Here is a 17,025-nt window from a genome sequence, read left to right on the forward strand (position 1 = left end):
CATGGCCGTTGCAGCCTGATTCTAGCCCACCGGAAACGATCCGTTAACCAAGTCCTTAAGCAACTTATTAACCATAAATACACCAATTGATGGTCAATGTGACGTTACGCATCTCCGCACGTCCAGGGGCCAACCATGAAACCGGCGCGAATCATCATTCTGGCAGTGGCCGTCCTTTCGGCCGGCGGCGCAGGCTATCTCGCCCTGCAGCTCGCCCGCGGAAAATCCGTGGTTCAAAGCGAGCCGGTGGTGGAGCGCGAGCCGACGGTCAACGTGCTGGTCGCAACCCAAAGCCTCCCTGTTGGTTCCCGGCTGAACGCCGATTCGCTCGGCTGGAATGCTTGGCCGGAGAACAGCGTCGCCGAGGGCTTCATGACCGATCAGAACCGACCCGACGCGGTCGAGAAACTCGACGGCGCGGTCGTGCGCATGCCGATCTTCAAAGGTGAACCGATCCGCCAGGAAAAGGTTGCCGATTCGAACAGCAAGATCATGTCGTCGTTGCTTCCGGCCGGTAAACGGGCCGTCTCGACAGAAATTTCCGTCGCGACAGGTGCCGGCGGCTTCATCCTGCCGAACGACAGGGTCGACGTTATCATGGTCCGCCAGGGCGACGATGATATGAAGATCACCGAAACCATCCTGAACAATGTGCGGGTGCTGGCGATCGACCAGCAGATCGAGGAGAAGGACGACGGGTCGAAGACCGTCGTCGGCACGACGGCAACGCTCGAGCTAACCCCCGACCAGGCCAAGGTTATCACCGTTGCCCAGCAAATGGCCGAGCGCCTGCAACTGGCGCTGCGAAGCGTCGCCGATGCGCAGGAACAGGATACCGAGGCCGCGGATCATCTTTTGAGTGGCGGTGACGGCGCGCCGATCATCCAGGTCATCAAATCCGGCGAGATCGTCAAGTCGAACTCGCCCGCCGCCAACCAATGAAGCAGGAGCGCAACGTGCGTCGATTCGGAAAGAGATTTCGGGCTTCTGTCGCCGGCGGGATGACCTTCTGCCTTGCTTTCTCGGGCATGCCGGGAGCGGTATTGACTGGTGGAAGTGCCATCGACCGCGCAGAGGCGGCTTCGGTCTCGCTCGTACGCATCACCAACGCCGGACCGGGTGCGCGCAAGTCTCTAAAGCTCGGGCTGAACAAGGCGATAGTTGTCGACCTGCCGGCCGACGCGCACGATATCCTCGTCGCCGACCCGATGAAGGCCGATGCTGTCACCCGTACGTCACGGCGCATCTACATCTTCGGCAAGGAAGTCGGCCAGACGAACGTCTTTATTTTCGGCCCGAACGGCGAAGAAATCGTCAGCCTCGAGCTCTCCGTCGAACGCGACATTACTGGCTTGGAAGCCCACCTGCGCCGGTTCATTCCGGACTCCGATATCTCCGTCGAGATCATCTCGGACAACATCGTGTTGACCGGTACGGTGCGTACGCCGCAGGATGCGCTGCAAGCCGCGCGCCTGGCCGACATCTTCCTCACCGGCGGTGAGGCGACGACCCGCACGGTGACCGCCCAGGGCAATAACGGCGATGCCGCGATCTTCGGCGAGGAGCGCCAGCGCTCGCAGGTCGTCAACATGCTGAAGATCGACGGCGAAGACCAGGTCACGCTAAAAATCACCGTGGCCGAGGTCAGCCGTCAGGTACTGAAGCAGCTCGGTTTCAGCGGGTCGATCGGCGGCACGGACGGCGGTATTGCCTTCCGCAACCCGACCAATCTGGGTGGCGCCATAGACTGGACCACGAACACCGCGCTGAAGGGTACGGTTGGCGGCCTGAACATTGCGACCTACGTCAATGCGATGGAACAAGCGGGCGTCATGCGAACGCTCGCAGAGCCCAGCCTGACAGCCATCTCGGGTGAAGCTGCGAGCTTCTATGTCGGTGGCGAATTCTGGCGCCCCGTCGAGCAGGAGATCGACTCGGAAGATAACAAAATCAAGCGCACGAACGAGGAGATCGAGTATGGCATCCGCTTGAACTTCAAGCCCGTCGTGCTTTCAGCCGGCCGTATCAGTCTGCGTGTCGAAACCGAGGTATCCGAACCCACATTCGAAGGGACCACCAACACCGGCGGTATCATTCAGCGGGGCCTCGACGCATTCAAATTTCCACACAACGACCAACTTGGCTTGCCCGCCGTCACCACGATGTCGATCCGGAGGCGTGAGGCTTCCACGAGTGTCGAGCTTCCCTCTGGCGGTTCCATCGTGATCGCCGGTCTTGTCAAGGAGGACATCCGTCAGGCCATGTCGGGCTATCCGGGACTATCGAAGATACCGGTGCTCGGTACGCTGTTCCGGTCCAAAGACTTTGTGCGCAATGAGACCGAAATGGTCATCATCGCCACCCCCTATCTCGTTCGACCGGTTGCCCGCAGCGAGCTGAACAGGCCTGATGACAATTTCAATCCGACGAACGACGCCGCGAGCTTCTTCCTTGGCCGGGTCAACCAGATCTACGGCCGCAAGGAGGCCGGGATGCCGTCCGGAAACTACGCCGGCGCAGTCGGCTTCATCTACAAGTGATCGGGGAACGGACATGACCGCACGCACGCACTCCAAGGGTCCCTTCGAAAGGCTCCGCCCCATGCCGCTCACCCGCATATTTCCGGCTGCGCTCGTGCTCTCGGCCGCCTTGGTCACGGGTTGTGCCAATCGCGACGCCACGACGACCGCGTCGATCCCCGACGACTATCGCACCCGGCATCCGATTGTCCTGACTGAAGCCGAGCACACGTTGGACATCCCCGTCGCCTCGGGCGATCGATCGCTGACGCTGTCAGTGCGCGATAACATTCGCGGCTTTGCCCAGGACTACGCGTCGAAGTCGAAGGGGACGGTGCAGATCATGGTCCCGCAGGGCTCGATGAACGCCGGTGCCGCCGCGGCACTGCGCAAAGAGGTCCGCGCAACGCTCGTTGGCGCGGGTGTGCCGAGCAAGCGCATCATTCAGACCACATACGGGGCTGCCGGCCAGGGCGACGCCGCCCCGATTCGGCTCGCCTTCGTCTCGACCACCGCAAAGACGAATACCTGTGGCCAGTGGCCGGAAGACCTGACGCTGAACACGATGGAAAACAAGCAGTACTACAATTTTGGCTGTGCGACCCAGGCCAATCTCGCAGCACAAATCGCCAACCCGATGGATCTCGTCGGACCGCGCGGCATGACGCCAATCGATGCCGAACGGCGGGCCACAGCCATCCAGGACTATCGCGAAGACGGAACGAGTTTCTGACGGAACGGGTCGCAGCGGTCGACCTGACGGACAAGGATAGGACTTCACGATGACGAGTATCGACTACGGCATTGAGGCGCGGCAGCCGTCCGACGCCTTCCTCGACGAAGGCGGGCACGCCGGCGAACTCGACCACCTGCGCCCGTTGCCGCGCATTTCGATCCATGCCTTCTGTGAGAGCGAGGGCATGCTGCAGGCGATGGAGCGCTGTGCAAGCGATCGTCGCATGGCGAAGGTCAGCCTGCGCATCAATAGCGGCAGCATACCGGCAGCCGCCAACATGTTTGCCTCCGCCCCGACGCCGAACCTCATTGTCATCGAGACGCAGACCGAGCCGTCCGCGCTGATGAACGAGCTTGCACCGCTTGCCGAGGTTTGCGACCCGAGCACGAAGGTGGTGATCGTCGGTCACTACAACGACATCGCGCTCTACCGGGACCTCATTCGAAACGGAGTATCGGAGTATCTGGTCGCACCGGTCTCTATGGCCGATATTCTCAATGCAATCGCTGCAATCTTCATCGATCCCGAGGCCGAACCGCTCGGCCGTACAATCGCCTTTATCGGTGCCAAGGGTGGGGTTGGATCTTCGACGATCGCGCACAATTGCGCCTGGGGCATCTCCAACCTGTTTTCGACGGAAGTCATCCTGGCCGATCTCGACCTGCCCTACGGCACGGCCAACATCAATTTCGACCAGGACCCGCCACAGGGCATGGCCGAAGCGGTCTACACACCCGAGCGGCTGGACGAGGTCTTCCTCGATCGGCTGCTTTCGAAATGCTCCGAACATTTGTCGCTGCTCGCGGCACCCTCGATGCTCGACCGGGCCTATGATCTCGAACGTGGTTCGTTCCAGCCGATGATCGAGGTCTTGCAGCGCAGCGCCCCGGTGAACGTGCTCGACGTGCCGCATGCATGGTCGGAGTGGACGCGCACTTTGCTCGGCGAGGCCGACGAAGTCATCGTGACCGCCGTGCCAGACCTTGCGAACCTGCGCAATGCCAAGAACATGTTCGACGCGTTGAAGAAGCTGCGGCCGAACGACCGCCCCCCTCACCTGATCCTCAACCAGGTCGGCATGCCAAAGCGACCAGAGATTGCCCCCAGCGACTTTTGCGATCCGCTGGAGATCCAGCCGATCGCGATCATTCCCTTCGATGCGCAGTTGTTCGGGACAGCCGCCAACAGCGGACGCATGATTGCCGAGATGGACAAGAAGTCCCCTGCGGCGGAAACGTTTTCGCAAATTGCGCACGTCGTAACGGGACGGGCAACCGTCAAAAAGCCCAAGAAGGGCGGGCTCGGCAAGGTGCTGGGCATGCTCGGCCGCAAATGATGCCCCGCCGGGGCCTGGAAAACTGGATGAAACGGCATGTTCGGTAGACGCGGAAACGAAGGCTTTGGAAAGGGCGGCCCGGCCGGCCATGCGCCACAGGCCGCGCCGGTGTCTGCGCCCGCCGAGCGCGCAGCCGCAACGGTTACCGTCGAACCCATCCGGGAGACGGCAGTTGCCGCACCGCCGCCACACCAGCCCTCACCAATCGGGCGCAAGCGTTCGCCGCGGACGGAGGACTACTACGACACCAAGTCGCAGGTGTTTTCCGCACTGATCGATACGATCGACCTGTCGCAACTCGCCAAGCTCGATACCGAGAGCGCGCGTGAGGAAATCCGCGACATCGTCAACGACATCATCACGATCAAGAACTTTGCGATGTCGATCTCCGAGCAGGAAGAACTGCTCGACGACATCTGCAACGACGTTCTCGGCTACGGTCCGCTGGAGCCGCTGCTTGCACGTGACGATATCGCCGACATCATGGTGAACGGCGCGGGTAAGACCTACATCGAAGTGGGAGGCAAGGTGCAGGAATCGGAAATCCGCTTCCGGGACAATGCCCAGTTGCTGTCGATCTGCCAGCGCATCGTCAGCCAGGTCGGTCGACGCGTCGACGAGTCGAGCCCGATTTGCGACGCCCGCCTGCCCGACGGCTCGCGTGTGAACGTTATTGCCCCGCCGCTCGCCATAGACGGCACCGCGCTCACCATCCGCAAATTCAAGAAGGACAAGCTGACGCTCGACCAGCTCGTGCGCTTCGGTTCGATCACGCAGGAAGGCTCAACGATCCTGCAGATCATCGGGCGCGTGCGCTGCAATCTCGTCATCTCGGGCGGCACCGGTTCGGGCAAGACGACGCTGCTCAACTGCATGACACGCTACATCGATGCCGACGAGCGGGTGATCACCTGCGAAGACTCCGCCGAACTGCAATTGCAACAGCCGCACGTGGTCCGCCTCGAAACCCGCCCGCCGAACATCGAGGGCGAGGGCGAGATCACCATGCGTGACCTGATCAAGAACTGCCTGCGCATGCGGCCCGAGCGCATCATCGTCGGCGAAGTGCGCGGCCCGGAGGTGTTCGACCTCTTGCAGGCCATGAACACCGGCCACGACGGATCGATGGGGACGATCCACGCCAACTCCCCCCGCGAATGTCTGAGCCGAATGGAATCGATGATCGCCATGGGGGGGTATACGCTGCCGGCCAAGACGGTGCGCGAGATTATCGCCGGCTCGATCGACGTCATCATCCAGGCTTCACGCCTGCGCGACGGTTCCCGTCGCATCACGCACATCACCGAAGTCGTCGGCATGGAAGGCGACGTGATCGTCACCCAGGACCTGATGCGCTTCGAGATGGAGGGCGAGGATGCGAATGGCCGGATCATCGGCCGCCATGTCGGCACCGGCATCGGCAAGCCGCATTTCTGGGACCGCGCACGCTATTTCAACGAAGAACGGCGCCTAGCGGCAACGCTCGACATGATGGAAAAACCGGAATAACCGAGGTTTAGGATGTTCGGACTGGATATCACCATCGTCGCGATCATCGCCCTGGCGGCCCTGGCCGCCGGCGCCCTTGGATACGGCTTGCTCTTTTCGCGCATCGAAACCGAGAAAAAGGCCGAAAGCCGCGTCAACCGGGTGAAAGCTGCCGAAACCGATCAGATCAAGGTCAAGGCAGCACGCGAACGCATGCAGGAGATGACGAAGCGGCGCAAGTCAGTCCAGGATTCACTGAAAGAGCTCGAGAAGAAGCAGGCCGAACGTCACAAAAAAGCCTCGCCTAATCTCAAGGCTAAACTGTCGCAGGCGGGCCTCTCCATCACTCCGACGCAGTTTGTGCTGGTCGGCATTGCCTTTGGCCTCTTCATGATGGTCGCATCACTCGTTGCCGGCGCCCCGCTGGTCATTGCAGCCGGCCTCTTTGTCGTCGCCGGTCTCGGCCTTCCGCGCTGGGCCCTGAACTTCAGCGTGAAACGGCGCATGAATAAGTTCCTGGAGGAGTTTCCAAATTCGCTCGACGTAATGGTGCGGTCGATCAAGTCGGGCCTACCGCTCACCGACGCTCTGCGCCTGATCGCTGCGGAAGGTCAGGAGCCGGTCAAGTCGGAATTTCGCCGTGTCGTCGAATCGCAGCAGATGGGCATGAACATACCGGAGGCCTGCGCCCGCATGGTCACCCATATCCCCCTGCAGGAAGTCAACTTTTTCTCCATCGTCATTGCTATCCAGAGCCAGGCGGGCGGCAATCTCTCCGAGGCCCTCAGCAATCTTTCCCGCGTTCTGCGTGAGCGACGCAAGATGAGGGCTAAGGTTAGCGCGATGTCGATGGAGGCAAAGGCGTCTGCTGCGATTATCGGTGCCCTGCCTTTGATCGTCATGCTTCTCGTTTACCTGACGTCGCCTGACTACATGATGATCCTCTTCACCGACCCGCGTGGCCATCTCATTCTCGGTGGCTCAGCCATCTGGATGTCCATCGGCATCCTGGTGATGCGCAACATGATCAACTTCGATATCTGAGAGGGAATGGCCGCAATGTCAGAACTGGCCGCCACGCTTACGGACCCCGACAATCTGCTGCCGGTTTTCGTCGCAATCGCGGTTCTCGCGACCATCTACTCACTCGCCGCCCCCTATTTCGAGGGAGGCGATCTCGACAAGCGGATGAAGACGGTCGCGCTGGAGCGCGACCAGATCCGGTCACGGGAACGCGCGCGGCTGAATGCCGAAACCCAAGGCAAGGGCTCGCTACGGGCCCAGCACAACAGCTCCGTGCGCCAGATCGTCGAAAAGCTCAATCTGCGGGAGGCGCTGGTCGATGCCGGAACGATGAACCGGCTGCGTCAGGCGGGATACCGGTCGCAGAACGCGCTCAACATCTTCCTCTTCGCCCGCTTCGTCCTGCCGTTTGTATTTTTTGCCGTTGGCGCGTTCTACATCTTCTATCTTGGCTACCTCGGCGACAAGCCGATGGCGATCCGCATCCTTGCAGCCATCGGCAGCGCCTATGTCGGCTTCTACGCGCCCAACATTTACATTTCGAATCGCGTCTCCAAGCGCCAATTGTCGATCAAGCGGGCCTGGCCCGATGCACTCGATCTGCTGTTGATCTGCGTCGAATCCGGGGTGTCCATGGAAGTGGCTCTGCGCCGCGTTGCCGACGAAATCGCCATGGCCTCGACGGAGCTTGCCGAAGAGCTGGTGCTGACGACGGCGGAGCTTTCCTTCCTGCAGGACCGACGGGTTGCCTACGAAAACCTCGGTACCCGTACAGGTCTCGATATCGTGAAGGCAGTGATGCAGGCGCTGATCCAGGCCGAGCGCTACGGTACGCCGATAGCCCAGGCGCTGCGCGTGCTGGCGCAGGAAAGCCGCGATACCCGCATGAACGAGGCCGAGAAGAAGGCCGCGGCCTTGCCTCCCAAGCTGACGGTGCCGATGATCCTGTTCTTTCTGCCAGTTCTGATCGCCGTTATCCTTGGCCCAGCCGGAATTCAGGTGGCGGACACGTTCTGAGTTCGGCCGCGGCCCGCGTTCACTTGTGACATCTGAGCAAACCAACGAAGCCGGCATCGTCGACCGGCGAGTGACGCGTGTTTAGGCCGCTCGGCCGGACGGTTAGGCGGCAACACATGTCACGCGAACATCGGCGTTATGCACGAAGTTGGGATCGGCGGGCACTCTGGCATGAATGGGTCACCCCACCTGTCAGTTCGTATTGCCTGCATCATCCTTGGAAAGCTGCTTCCATGCGTTTTGCTGCGAAAGCATGCCACGAAGATAAGCCACGTTTGCCCGGGCTTGTTCAACATTGAGTTCTTGCCCGGCGATCTGCTCTGCCTCTTCGAACCGGCCCTGCAGGCCGACCGTAAGGGCGAGGTTCTGCCTGACGCTGCTGTCGGCACCGGGCTGCTGAACGGCTGAGCGCAGGTAGGTCTCGGCCGTACGGAGGTCGCGCGCGAGCACATAGGACATGCCGAGATTGGAAAGAACGGACGGTTCGTTCGGCTGCAGGTCAAGCGCCTCGCGGTAGCGGGTGCGGGCATCGGTCGAGCGGCCCAACTGATCCAGGATCGCGCCTTCTGCCGACTTCAACCGCCAGTCCGGACGATCGGGCGTCTGCGCCCGCTGAATGGTGCCCAATGCCTGCTCGAGTTGGCCTGCTGCGGCCTGCGACTTTCCGTAGGCAGCGAGCACCTCCCGATCGGTCGGATGGAAGATCGCCACTTGCTGCATGACGGCAAGCGCCTGATCGTTGCGACCCGTCATTCGCAGCAGGTTTGCGTAGTTCAGGCCAGCCTGACGATCCTTAGGGTTCCTTTCGTAAGCCTTGCCGACGCCTTCCGCCGCGCGGCTCAACTCGCTGGCGTTCATTTCGGTCACAGGTTTCGAAAGCTTGGGTATCGAGCCGGTCTTCAGGTCATCGCGCCCAGCACCAGCACAGCCTGCAAGCGTCGCCGTCAGCAGCGCCGCTGCGGTTGCCATCAGCAGTTTTCGGCTAGAAGAACTTGCGTGCGCGGAGCGGTGCATGAATTTTCCCCAGGGCGTCTGCAGCGGCATGTGTGCGAAAGAATCACGCCGCAATCCTCACGCCAGCAATAATCTGTTAACCCTAACAGACCGTTAATTCGCTGATTCCCGGATCGCACCGCAAAGGCTCTGCAATGGCCCCCTACCAGTTCATCGATCGCCCATCTCCGTTCAACACGCGCGGAGGAAAGACGCTCCCAATCTTCGCGATCACGCCAGCCCATATCGAGACAGGCACGATCGATCCGATTGCGCTGGACTGGGCCAGGAAGGCTGGCTTCAAGGGGGATTCCGGTTCCCTTCTGCTGATTCCAACCGAGGACGGCCACCTGGGTGGAGCCTTGTTTGGCCTTGGCAAATCTCCGTCCGAGGCGCCCTTTCTGACCGGCAAGCTCGCACGCACATTGCCGGCGGGCGACTGGCACATCGAGACAGCACCCCTGACGGCAAACCGGCTGTCGCTCGGCTACGGCCTCGGCAGCTATCGCTTCGAACGCTACCGCGCCGCGACGAACGATGCGCCCACACTGATGATTCCTGCGGACGCGGACGCAGTCGACATCAAGCGTCAGCTTGCCGGGGTCTTCCTCGCCCGTGACTTGATCAACATGCCGACCAATGACATGGGGCCGGATGCCCTCGAAGACGCTTTCCGCGCTCTTGGCGCGCACTACAAGGCCAAGGTTTCGGTCGCTCAGGGCGACGACCTCCTGAAGGAGAACTTTCCTTTGATCCACACGGTCGGCCGCGCCGCTGCCGAGGCACCGCGCCTGCTGGAACTGCGCTGGGGCAAGAAGGGGCATCGCAAGGTGACCCTCGTTGGCAAGGGCGTGTGCTTCGATACCGGCGGGCTCGATATCAAGCCGGCCGCTTCGATGCTGCTGATGAAGAAAGACATGGGCGGGGCCGCCAATGTCATGGGCCTGGCACTGATGATCATGGACGCCAAGCTCAAGATCGATCTCCGCGTGCTGGTGCCTGTCGTCGAAAATTCGATCTCCTCCAACGCCTTCCGGCCCGGCGACATCTATCGCAGCCGCAAGGGCCTGACGGTGCAGATCGACAACACCGACGCGGAGGGCCGATTGATCCTGGCCGATGCATTGGCTCTGGCCGATGAGGACGAACCGGACCTCCTGATTGACATGGCGACGCTGACCGGTGCGGCTCGCGTCGCACTCGGCCCCGATCTTCCCCCCTTCTTCACCGACGACGAGGACCTGGCGCATGACCTGGTCGACGCCAGCCTGTCGGTGGACGATCCGATGTGGCGGATGCCACTCTACATGGGCTACGACAAGGACGTCTCGGCCCGCATCGCCGATCTGACCAATGCGCCGGCAGGCGGCATGGCGGGCTCCATCACTGCGGCCCTGTTCCTGAAGCGTTTCGTGACGCGAACAAAGAGCTGGGCGCATTTCGACATCTATGGCTGGGCCCCGACCGAACGGCCACATTCGCCGATTGGCGGCGAAGCGCAGGCGATCCGTGCGCTCTACAAACACCTGAAGTCTTTTGCCGGATAACGACAGACGGAATGCGCGGTGGTCAGCACCGCGCATCTCTACTTGGATGTCAGTTCTCACGACCAGCAGATTGGGCCAAACAGCGAAGTCCTTTTCATCCCAGCAACGATCGGATAGCGTGATAACACTATCACCACTTCGGAGTCGGACTTGCCAGTGGAACTTACGGCCTCGCAGGCGCTCGGCCTCTGGCATACCGTGTCGCTTGAGCAGGTGCGGCTTGACGGACGCGACCTGAGCCTGCGCCAGCTTGCAATCCTCCTGGAGATCTACCTCGTGCCGCCGCCACACACGGTTCGGGGCCTTGCCGCGAAACTCGGCGTGACGAAGCCCGTCATTACCCGCGCGCTCGACACGATGGGCGAACAGGGCCTTGTGACGCGCGAACGCGACGAAAGCGACAAGCGCAATGTCATCATCAAGCGTACCCTGAGCGGTGCGCTCTATCTTGAGAAACTCGGCGATCTGATCATGCGTCGCGGCCGAGTGCTGAACCCGTGAGACCTGTTATGAACGCTTTGCCCGACCGCCGCCTGAACGCCTATCGCGCCGATCTTGCCGAGGAAGCGCTACGTGGCGCCGTCGATGCAGTTCGCTATACCGCCGGCACACCGGCGCGGATCAACGCCCCTGTGATCGGGCTCCGCCCACGGCCGGATCTGACGGCGGGCATCGATACGGAGCTGCTCTACGGCGAAACCGTGCGTGTGCTCGACCGGGCCGACGGTTGGGCCTGGGTTAAAGCGGACTTCGACGGTTATGTCGGCTACCTGCCGGAAGCGGCCCTGCTGGGTGCCGACAAGGTTGCGACGCATGTCATCACCGTTCCGCGCACCTTCGCCTATACCGGTGCCGACCTGCGCACACCGGCGGCATTTTCCTTGTCGCTCGGAAGCCGGATATCGGTCATCGGCGAGAGCGAGACCCGTGGCACGCGATATTTGACCCTGGAGAGCGGCCAATCGGTCGTGGCGAACCATTGCGTTCCGGTAGGCCAGCTGATCGCAGACGACTACGTATCGGTCGCGCTCCGGTTTTTGGAAACACCCTATCTGTGGGGCGGTCGCAGTGGCTTCGGCATCGATTGCTCCGGCTTGGTCCAGCTCTCGATGATGATGACCGGCCGTGTAGTCCAGCGCGATTCGGATATGCAGGCCAGCGGCCTTGGCACGCCGATTGATCGTAGTGATCTGCGGCGCGGCGACCTGGTGTTCTGGAAGGGTCACGTTGCGATCATGGAAGATCCGGAAACCATCGTGCATGCCAACGGCCACACGATGAGCGTCGCGCGAGAGGGGCTGCAGGCGGCGATCGAACGGATCGGCTGGCTCTATGAGCAGCCGAACGGATACCGCAGGCCCTGAAGCGCGACCCGATCAGTAGCCGGCAGTGCGATCGACCACGTGCTCCAGCGATCGACCGCCTTCCAACCGGGCAATCTGTTGCTCGACATGCGCAAACAGCGCTTTGACGTCTGAAGCCGCCGCGGCATGCGGGGTCACGAAAACCTTCTCATGCGTCCACAAACGGCTTTCGAGCGGCAGCGGCTCCTGCTCAAACACGTCCAGCGAGGCGCCCACAAGAACTCCGCTGTCGAGTGCAGCCAAAATGTCCACCTCGACCTGGCTGCCACCGCGACCGGCATTGACGAAGACCGGCCCGCCCAGAGGCCCGTTGCGGCGCAGCTTCGAGAAAAGGCGGGCATTGAAGATGCCGCGGGTTTCTGCCGTCAACGGCAGCAGACCAACGAGAATATCCGTCCGGGCAAGGAACGCGTCCAGCCCGGCGGCATCGAATGTCTCTATACCATCGATTTCCTTCTTGCGGCGCGACCACCCGATGACGTCAAAGCCCATTGTCCGCAGTTTTGCCGCCGCGTCGGTCCCGAGCACGCCGAGCCCCATGATACCGACGGTGACTTCCCTGGCCTCAGGCTGGGCGAGCTCTCGCCAGACGCGCTTGCTGTTCTGTGCCTCGTAGGCCTTGAATTGACGAAGATGCAGCAGGCACTGCAGCACGACCCACTCGCTCATGCGCGTCGTCAGCGTGGTGTCGACGAAACGGACGACTGGAACGTCCGGCAGGCCCGGCAGGGTCATGACGTGGTCGACGCCCGCTCCGCCCGAGAAAACCACCTTCAGATCCTTCGCCCGCGAAAACAGATCGGCGGCAGGCTTCCAGACCACCGCGTGATCGACGCCCGACAGATCACGTGCTTTGTTTGCCGGGAGGGCGAGGTCAATCACTTCGCGGTCGGCAAAGGCTCCCTTCAGCGCGGCCGAAACCTCTTGGCGATCGAACTTCAAATCGATGATGACGGGGCTTTTCTTCTGCACGTTCATACCTGCACTGTTGGGGAAAGCCAGCTACTGGCGGATGACGTCTGATTTTACGGCTGCGAGATCGAAGGCAGCGGCCATCAGAGCTTTTGTGTAGGGCATCTCGGGCGCTTCGATAATGCGCGCCGCCGGCCCCTTCTCGACCACCTTGCCTGCACGCATGACGATGATGTCGTTGGCAAGCGCACGCACGACCTTCAGGTCGTGGCTGATGAAGAGATAGGCGAGATTGTGCCTGGCCTGCAGGTCGCGCAGGAGATCGACGACCTGCGCCTGCACGCTCATGTCGAGCGCCGAGGTCGGTTCGTCCAGCATGACGAATTCCGGCTTCAGCACCATGGCGCGGGCGATCGCGATGCGCTGGCGCTGGCCGCCGGAAAACTCGTGCGGATAGCGCCAGCGGGTGGCCGGATCGAGCCCGGTCTCCTCCAGGGCGGCGGCGACCCGACGATCACGCTCGTCGGCGGAGAGTTTCGGCTCGTGGATTTCCAGTCCTTCGGCGACGATATCGGCCACCGACATGCGGGGCGACAGCGATCCGTAAGGGTCCTGGAAGACGATCTGCATGCGGCTCCTGAGCGGCCGCATTTCCTTGAACGTGTAGCTGGCGATGTCCTTGCCGATGAAGGCGATCCTGCCCTTCGACGCGATCAGCCGCGTCAGCGCCAGACCGAGCGTCGTCTTGCCCGAGCCCGATTCACCGACCACGCCGAGCGTATGGCCGGCCTTCAGCGTCAGATCGATGCCGTCGACCGCCTTCACGTGGTCCACGACCTTGCGCATGAAGCCCGCCTTGATCGGGAACCAGACCTTGATGTCGTCGGCCTCCATGATGACGGGCTTGCTTTCATTAGGCGGCAGGGGCGCCCCTCTCGGTTCCGAGGCCAAAAGATGGCGCGTGTATTCATGCTGCGGATTGGTGAAGATCGCCTCCACCGGGCCGCTTTCGACGATCTGTCCCTTGGTCATCACGCAGACCCGGTCGGCGAACTTTCGCACGATGCCGAGGTCGTGGGTGATGAAGAGCATGGACATGCCGTGCTCTTCCTTGAGATTCTTCAGAAGTTCGAGGATTTGCGCCTGCACGGTGACATCGAGCGCCGTCGTCGGCTCGTCGGCGATCAGCAGTTCCGGCCGGTTCGCCAGCGCCATCGCGATCATCACGCGCTGGCGCTGGCCGCCGGAAAGCTCGTGCGGGTAGGCGTCAAGCCTTTTCTCAGGCTCGCGGATGCCGACCTGGTTGAGGAGCTCGAGCGTGCGCGTCCGCGCCTGCTGACCCTTCAAACCCTGATGCAGCTCGAGGATTTCACCGATCTGCCGCTCGATTGAGTGGAGCGGATTGAGCGAAGTCATCGGCTCCTGGAAGATCATCGTGACGTCGTTGCCGCGCACTTCGCGCAGCTCGGCGTCCGGCGCGTTCATCAGGTCGCGGCCCTTGAAGAGCACCGTTCCCGAGGGATGGCTCGCCGCCGGATAGGGCAGGAGCTTCAGGATCGAATTCGCCGTCACCGATTTTCCGGAGCCGGACTCGCCAACAAGCGCGACCACCTCACCACGACCGATCTCGAAGGAGACGCGATCGACCGCAAGCGACGTCTTGCCGCCCTGGTGGAAGGCGACCGAAAGGTCTTTCACACTCAGGATCGGATCTCTGTATTGATCGTTCATGGCGGCGCTCAACGGAAGGTCTTCCTCGGGTCGAAGGCGTCGCGCGTCGCTTCCCCGACGAAGATCAAAAGCGACAGCATCAGCGACATGATGGCGAAGGCGGTCAGCCCCAGCCAGGGTGCCTGCAGGTTCTGCTTGCCCTGGGCGATCAGTTCGCCGAGCGACGGCGACCCCGGCGGCATGCCGAAGCCGAGGAAATCGAGCGAGGTCAGCGTCGTGATGGAGCCCGACAGGATGAAGGGCAGGAAGGTGAGGGTGGCGACCATCGCGTTGGGCAGGAGGTGGCGCACCATTATTGTGCCGTTGCCGACGCCGAGCGCGCGGGCGGCCCTGACATACTCGAAATTCCTCGCCCGCAGGAATTCCGCGCGAACGACTCCGACAAAGCCGACCCAGGAAAAGAGCAGCATGATGGACAGCAGGATCCAGAAGCCGGGCGGCAGGATCGAGGCGATGATCAAGAGAATGTAGAGCACCGGCATGGACGACCAGATCTCGATGAAGCGCTGCATCAAGAGATCGGTCCAGCCGCCGAAATACCCCTGCACGGCACCGGCGCTGACACCGACGATGGCCGAGGCGATAGTCAGCGCCAGGCCGAAGAGCACGGAAATGCGGAAGCCATAGATCGTGCGGGCCAGCACATCGCGCGCCTGGTCGTCGGTGCCGAGCCAGTTCATGTTGCCGAGGATGCAACCCCGGTCATCCTGTCCCATCGGATAGCCGGAGCAGCGCTCCTCCTTGCTCATCAGCCAGAAGGGTTTGGTGGGCGCCGAATGGGGAATGTTGGAATTGGTGCTGCGATACGAGTAGCGGATCGGCGGCCAGATCATCCAGCCGTTCGCCTCGATCTCGTCGCGGATGAAATCCGACTTGTAGTCCGTCTCGGCAAGGAAGCCGCCGAATTTCTCTTCCGGGTAGTTCACCAGCACGGGAAACAGGATTTCGCCCTTGTAGGAGGCGACGACCGGACGATCGTTGGCGATGAACTCGGCGCAGAGACTGAGACCGAACAGCACCAGGAAGATCCAGAGTGACCAATACCCTCGGCGGTTGGCCTTGAAGTTCTCCCAGCGGCGGCGGTTCGTCGGCGACAGCAGCCCCTTCGGCGGCGTGCTGGTCGGCATCGAACGGGTGTCGGGAAGGGCGGCCATCAGACGTCCCTCCGCTCGAAGTCGATGCGCGGATCGACCCAGGTATAGATCAGGTCGGAGAGCAGGCTGACGAACAGCCCCATCAGCGAGAAGATATAGAGGGTCGCAAAAACGATCGGATAATCACGGCGGACGACGGCGTCATAACCGAGGCGGCCGAGGCCATCGAGCGAGAAGATGTACTCGATCAGAAGCGAGCCGGTGAAGAAGGCCGAGATGAAGGCGCCGGGGAAGCCGGCGATGATGATCAGCATGGCGTTGCGGAACACGTGACCGTAGAGCACCTGTCGCTCCGTCAGCCCCTTCGCGCGGGCGGTCACCACGTACTGCTTCTTGATCTCGTCGATGAAGGAATTCTTCGTCAAAAGCGTCGTCGTGGCAAAGGCCGAAAGCAGCAGCGTGATGATCGGCAGCGTCATATGCCAGAGATAGTCGAGCGGCTTCTGCCACCACCGCAGCTGCCAGAAATCGTCGGAGACGATGCCGCGCAACGGAAACCAGTCGAAGAACGAGCCGCCGGCAAAGACGACGATCAGGAGAATGCCGAACAGGAAGCTCGGCACGGCGTAGCCGATAACGATGACGCCCGAGGTCCACACGTCGAAGGTAGAGCCGTCGGAAACCGCCTTCCTGATGCCGAGCGGGATCGAGATCGCGTAGGACAAGATCAGGATCCAGACGCCCAGCGAGATCGAGACGGGCATCTTCTCCTTGATGAGGTCGACGACGGAGGTGTTGCGGAAGAAGCTTTCGCCGAAATCGAAGCGCAAATAGTTGCCCATCATCGTCAGGAAGCGTTCGAGCGGCGGCTTGTCGAAGCCGAACTGCTTTTCCAGCTTGGCGATGAACTCCGGGTCGAGACCGCGCGCGCCGCGATAGCCGGAGGATGAATCCTGCGAAAAATCCTGCAACATGTCGCCGGAGCCGGACAGCCGATCGCCGCCACTCTGGCTCGTGAGATCGGATATCACCTGCTCGACCGGTCCGCCCGGCGCAAACTGCACGACGATGAAGGAGATCGCCATGATGCCGACGATCGTCGGAATCATCAAAAGCAGGCGGCGGAGAATGTAGGCCCCCATCAGTCCGGTCTCCGCATCACCAGATGTGCCGTGCTGCCGTCAGTTGCCTTGCTAGCTTTCAATCCACCGTACCTTGCTGTGTCGCGCCGCCATGGCGGTGATTCGTATCGGGGCCATTTGGAG

Annotated in this window: 15 protein-coding genes; 10 read left to right on the plus strand and 5 right to left on the minus strand. The window is 61.8% G+C overall.

The features are described 5' to 3' along the window. The first annotated feature begins 135 nt into the window (after positions 1-135). The 7 genes from cpaB to IB238_RS16920 all read left to right on the plus strand — a co-directional run bounded on the left by cpaB (position 136) and on the right by IB238_RS16920 (position 8,119). Positions 136-942, plus strand: a complete 807-nt coding sequence (gene cpaB, locus IB238_RS16890; RefSeq protein WP_192249339.1) for a Flp pilus assembly protein CpaB — start codon at positions 136-138, stop codon at positions 940-942. 14 nt (positions 943-956) lie between these two features. Beyond that, complete coding sequence (locus IB238_RS16895) at positions 957-2,540, plus strand: type II and III secretion system protein family protein (RefSeq protein WP_192249342.1); 1,584 nt, start codon at positions 957-959, stop codon at positions 2,538-2,540. Positions 2,541-2,601: 61 nt separating this feature from the next. Beyond that, positions 2,602-3,252, plus strand: a complete 651-nt coding sequence (locus tag IB238_RS16900) for a CpaD family pilus assembly protein (protein ID WP_246723711.1) — start codon at positions 2,602-2,604, stop codon at positions 3,250-3,252. A 49-nt stretch (positions 3,253-3,301) separates the two neighbouring features. Continuing rightward, entirely contained in the window at positions 3,302-4,591 is a 1,290-nt protein-coding gene (locus tag IB238_RS16905) for a CpaE family protein (RefSeq protein ID WP_192249348.1), read from the plus strand. Positions 4,592-4,627: 36 nt separating this feature from the next. Then, positions 4,628-6,100 (plus strand): ATPase, T2SS/T4P/T4SS family, encoded by a 1,473-nt coding sequence (locus IB238_RS16910; protein WP_192249351.1) that lies wholly within the window; start codon positions 4,628-4,630, stop codon positions 6,098-6,100. Positions 6,101-6,112: 12 nt separating this feature from the next. Further along, complete coding sequence (locus IB238_RS16915; RefSeq protein WP_192249354.1) at positions 6,113-7,123, plus strand: type II secretion system F family protein; 1,011 nt, start codon at positions 6,113-6,115, stop codon at positions 7,121-7,123. Between the two features lie 15 nt (positions 7,124-7,138). Next, on the plus strand, positions 7,139-8,119 hold the full coding sequence (locus tag IB238_RS16920) for a type II secretion system F family protein (RefSeq protein WP_192249357.1): 981 nt from the start codon (positions 7,139-7,141) through the stop codon (positions 8,117-8,119). Between the two features lie 192 nt (positions 8,120-8,311). On the opposite strand, the gene IB238_RS16925 is transcribed toward IB238_RS16920, so the two are convergent. Continuing rightward, complete coding sequence (locus tag IB238_RS16925; protein WP_246723691.1) at positions 8,312-9,088, minus strand: tetratricopeptide repeat protein; 777 nt, start codon at positions 9,086-9,088, stop codon at positions 8,312-8,314. A 179-nt stretch (positions 9,089-9,267) separates the two neighbouring features. Here IB238_RS16925 and IB238_RS16930 point away from each other — a divergent pair, with 179 nt between their 5' ends. From IB238_RS16930 to IB238_RS16940, 3 genes are all read left to right on the plus strand, one after another. Beyond that, positions 9,268-10,659, plus strand: coding sequence for a M17 family metallopeptidase (locus IB238_RS16930; RefSeq protein WP_192249362.1), 1,392 nt, complete (start codon positions 9,268-9,270; stop codon positions 10,657-10,659). Positions 10,660-10,809: 150 nt separating this feature from the next. Then, positions 10,810-11,160 (plus strand): MarR family transcriptional regulator, encoded by a 351-nt coding sequence (locus tag IB238_RS16935; RefSeq protein WP_192249365.1) that lies wholly within the window; start codon positions 10,810-10,812, stop codon positions 11,158-11,160. Positions 11,161-11,168: 8 nt separating this feature from the next. Beyond that, positions 11,169-12,023, plus strand: coding sequence for an NlpC/P60 family protein (locus IB238_RS16940; protein ID WP_192249368.1), 855 nt, complete (start codon positions 11,169-11,171; stop codon positions 12,021-12,023). A gap of 12 nt (positions 12,024-12,035) precedes the next feature. Here the strand turns inward: IB238_RS16940 and IB238_RS16945 are convergent, their stop codons facing one another. The 4 genes from IB238_RS16945 to IB238_RS16960 are packed head-to-tail and all read right to left on the minus strand — an operon-like array spanning position 12,036 to position 16,902. After that, positions 12,036-12,995, minus strand: a complete 960-nt coding sequence (locus IB238_RS16945; protein ID WP_192249371.1) for a glyoxylate/hydroxypyruvate reductase A — start codon at positions 12,993-12,995, stop codon at positions 12,036-12,038. Positions 12,996-13,025: 30 nt separating this feature from the next. Then, positions 13,026-14,666: an ABC transporter ATP-binding protein gene (locus IB238_RS16950; protein WP_192249375.1), complete on the minus strand. Its 1,641-nt coding sequence runs from the start codon at positions 14,664-14,666 to the stop codon at positions 13,026-13,028. An 8-nt stretch (positions 14,667-14,674) separates the two neighbouring features. Beyond that, positions 14,675-15,820, minus strand: a complete 1,146-nt coding sequence (locus IB238_RS16955; protein WP_192249377.1) for an ABC transporter permease — start codon at positions 15,818-15,820, stop codon at positions 14,675-14,677. Further along, positions 15,820-16,902: a microcin C ABC transporter permease YejB gene (locus IB238_RS16960; protein WP_192249379.1), complete on the minus strand. Its 1,083-nt coding sequence runs from the start codon at positions 16,900-16,902 to the stop codon at positions 15,820-15,822. The genes IB238_RS16955 and IB238_RS16960 overlap by 1 nt, the downstream gene beginning before the upstream one ends. Positions 16,903-17,025 lie beyond the last annotated feature (123 nt).

This window comes from Rhizobium sp. ARZ01 (assembly GCF_014851675.1).
GTDB lineage: Bacteria > Pseudomonadota > Alphaproteobacteria > Rhizobiales > Rhizobiaceae > Mycoplana.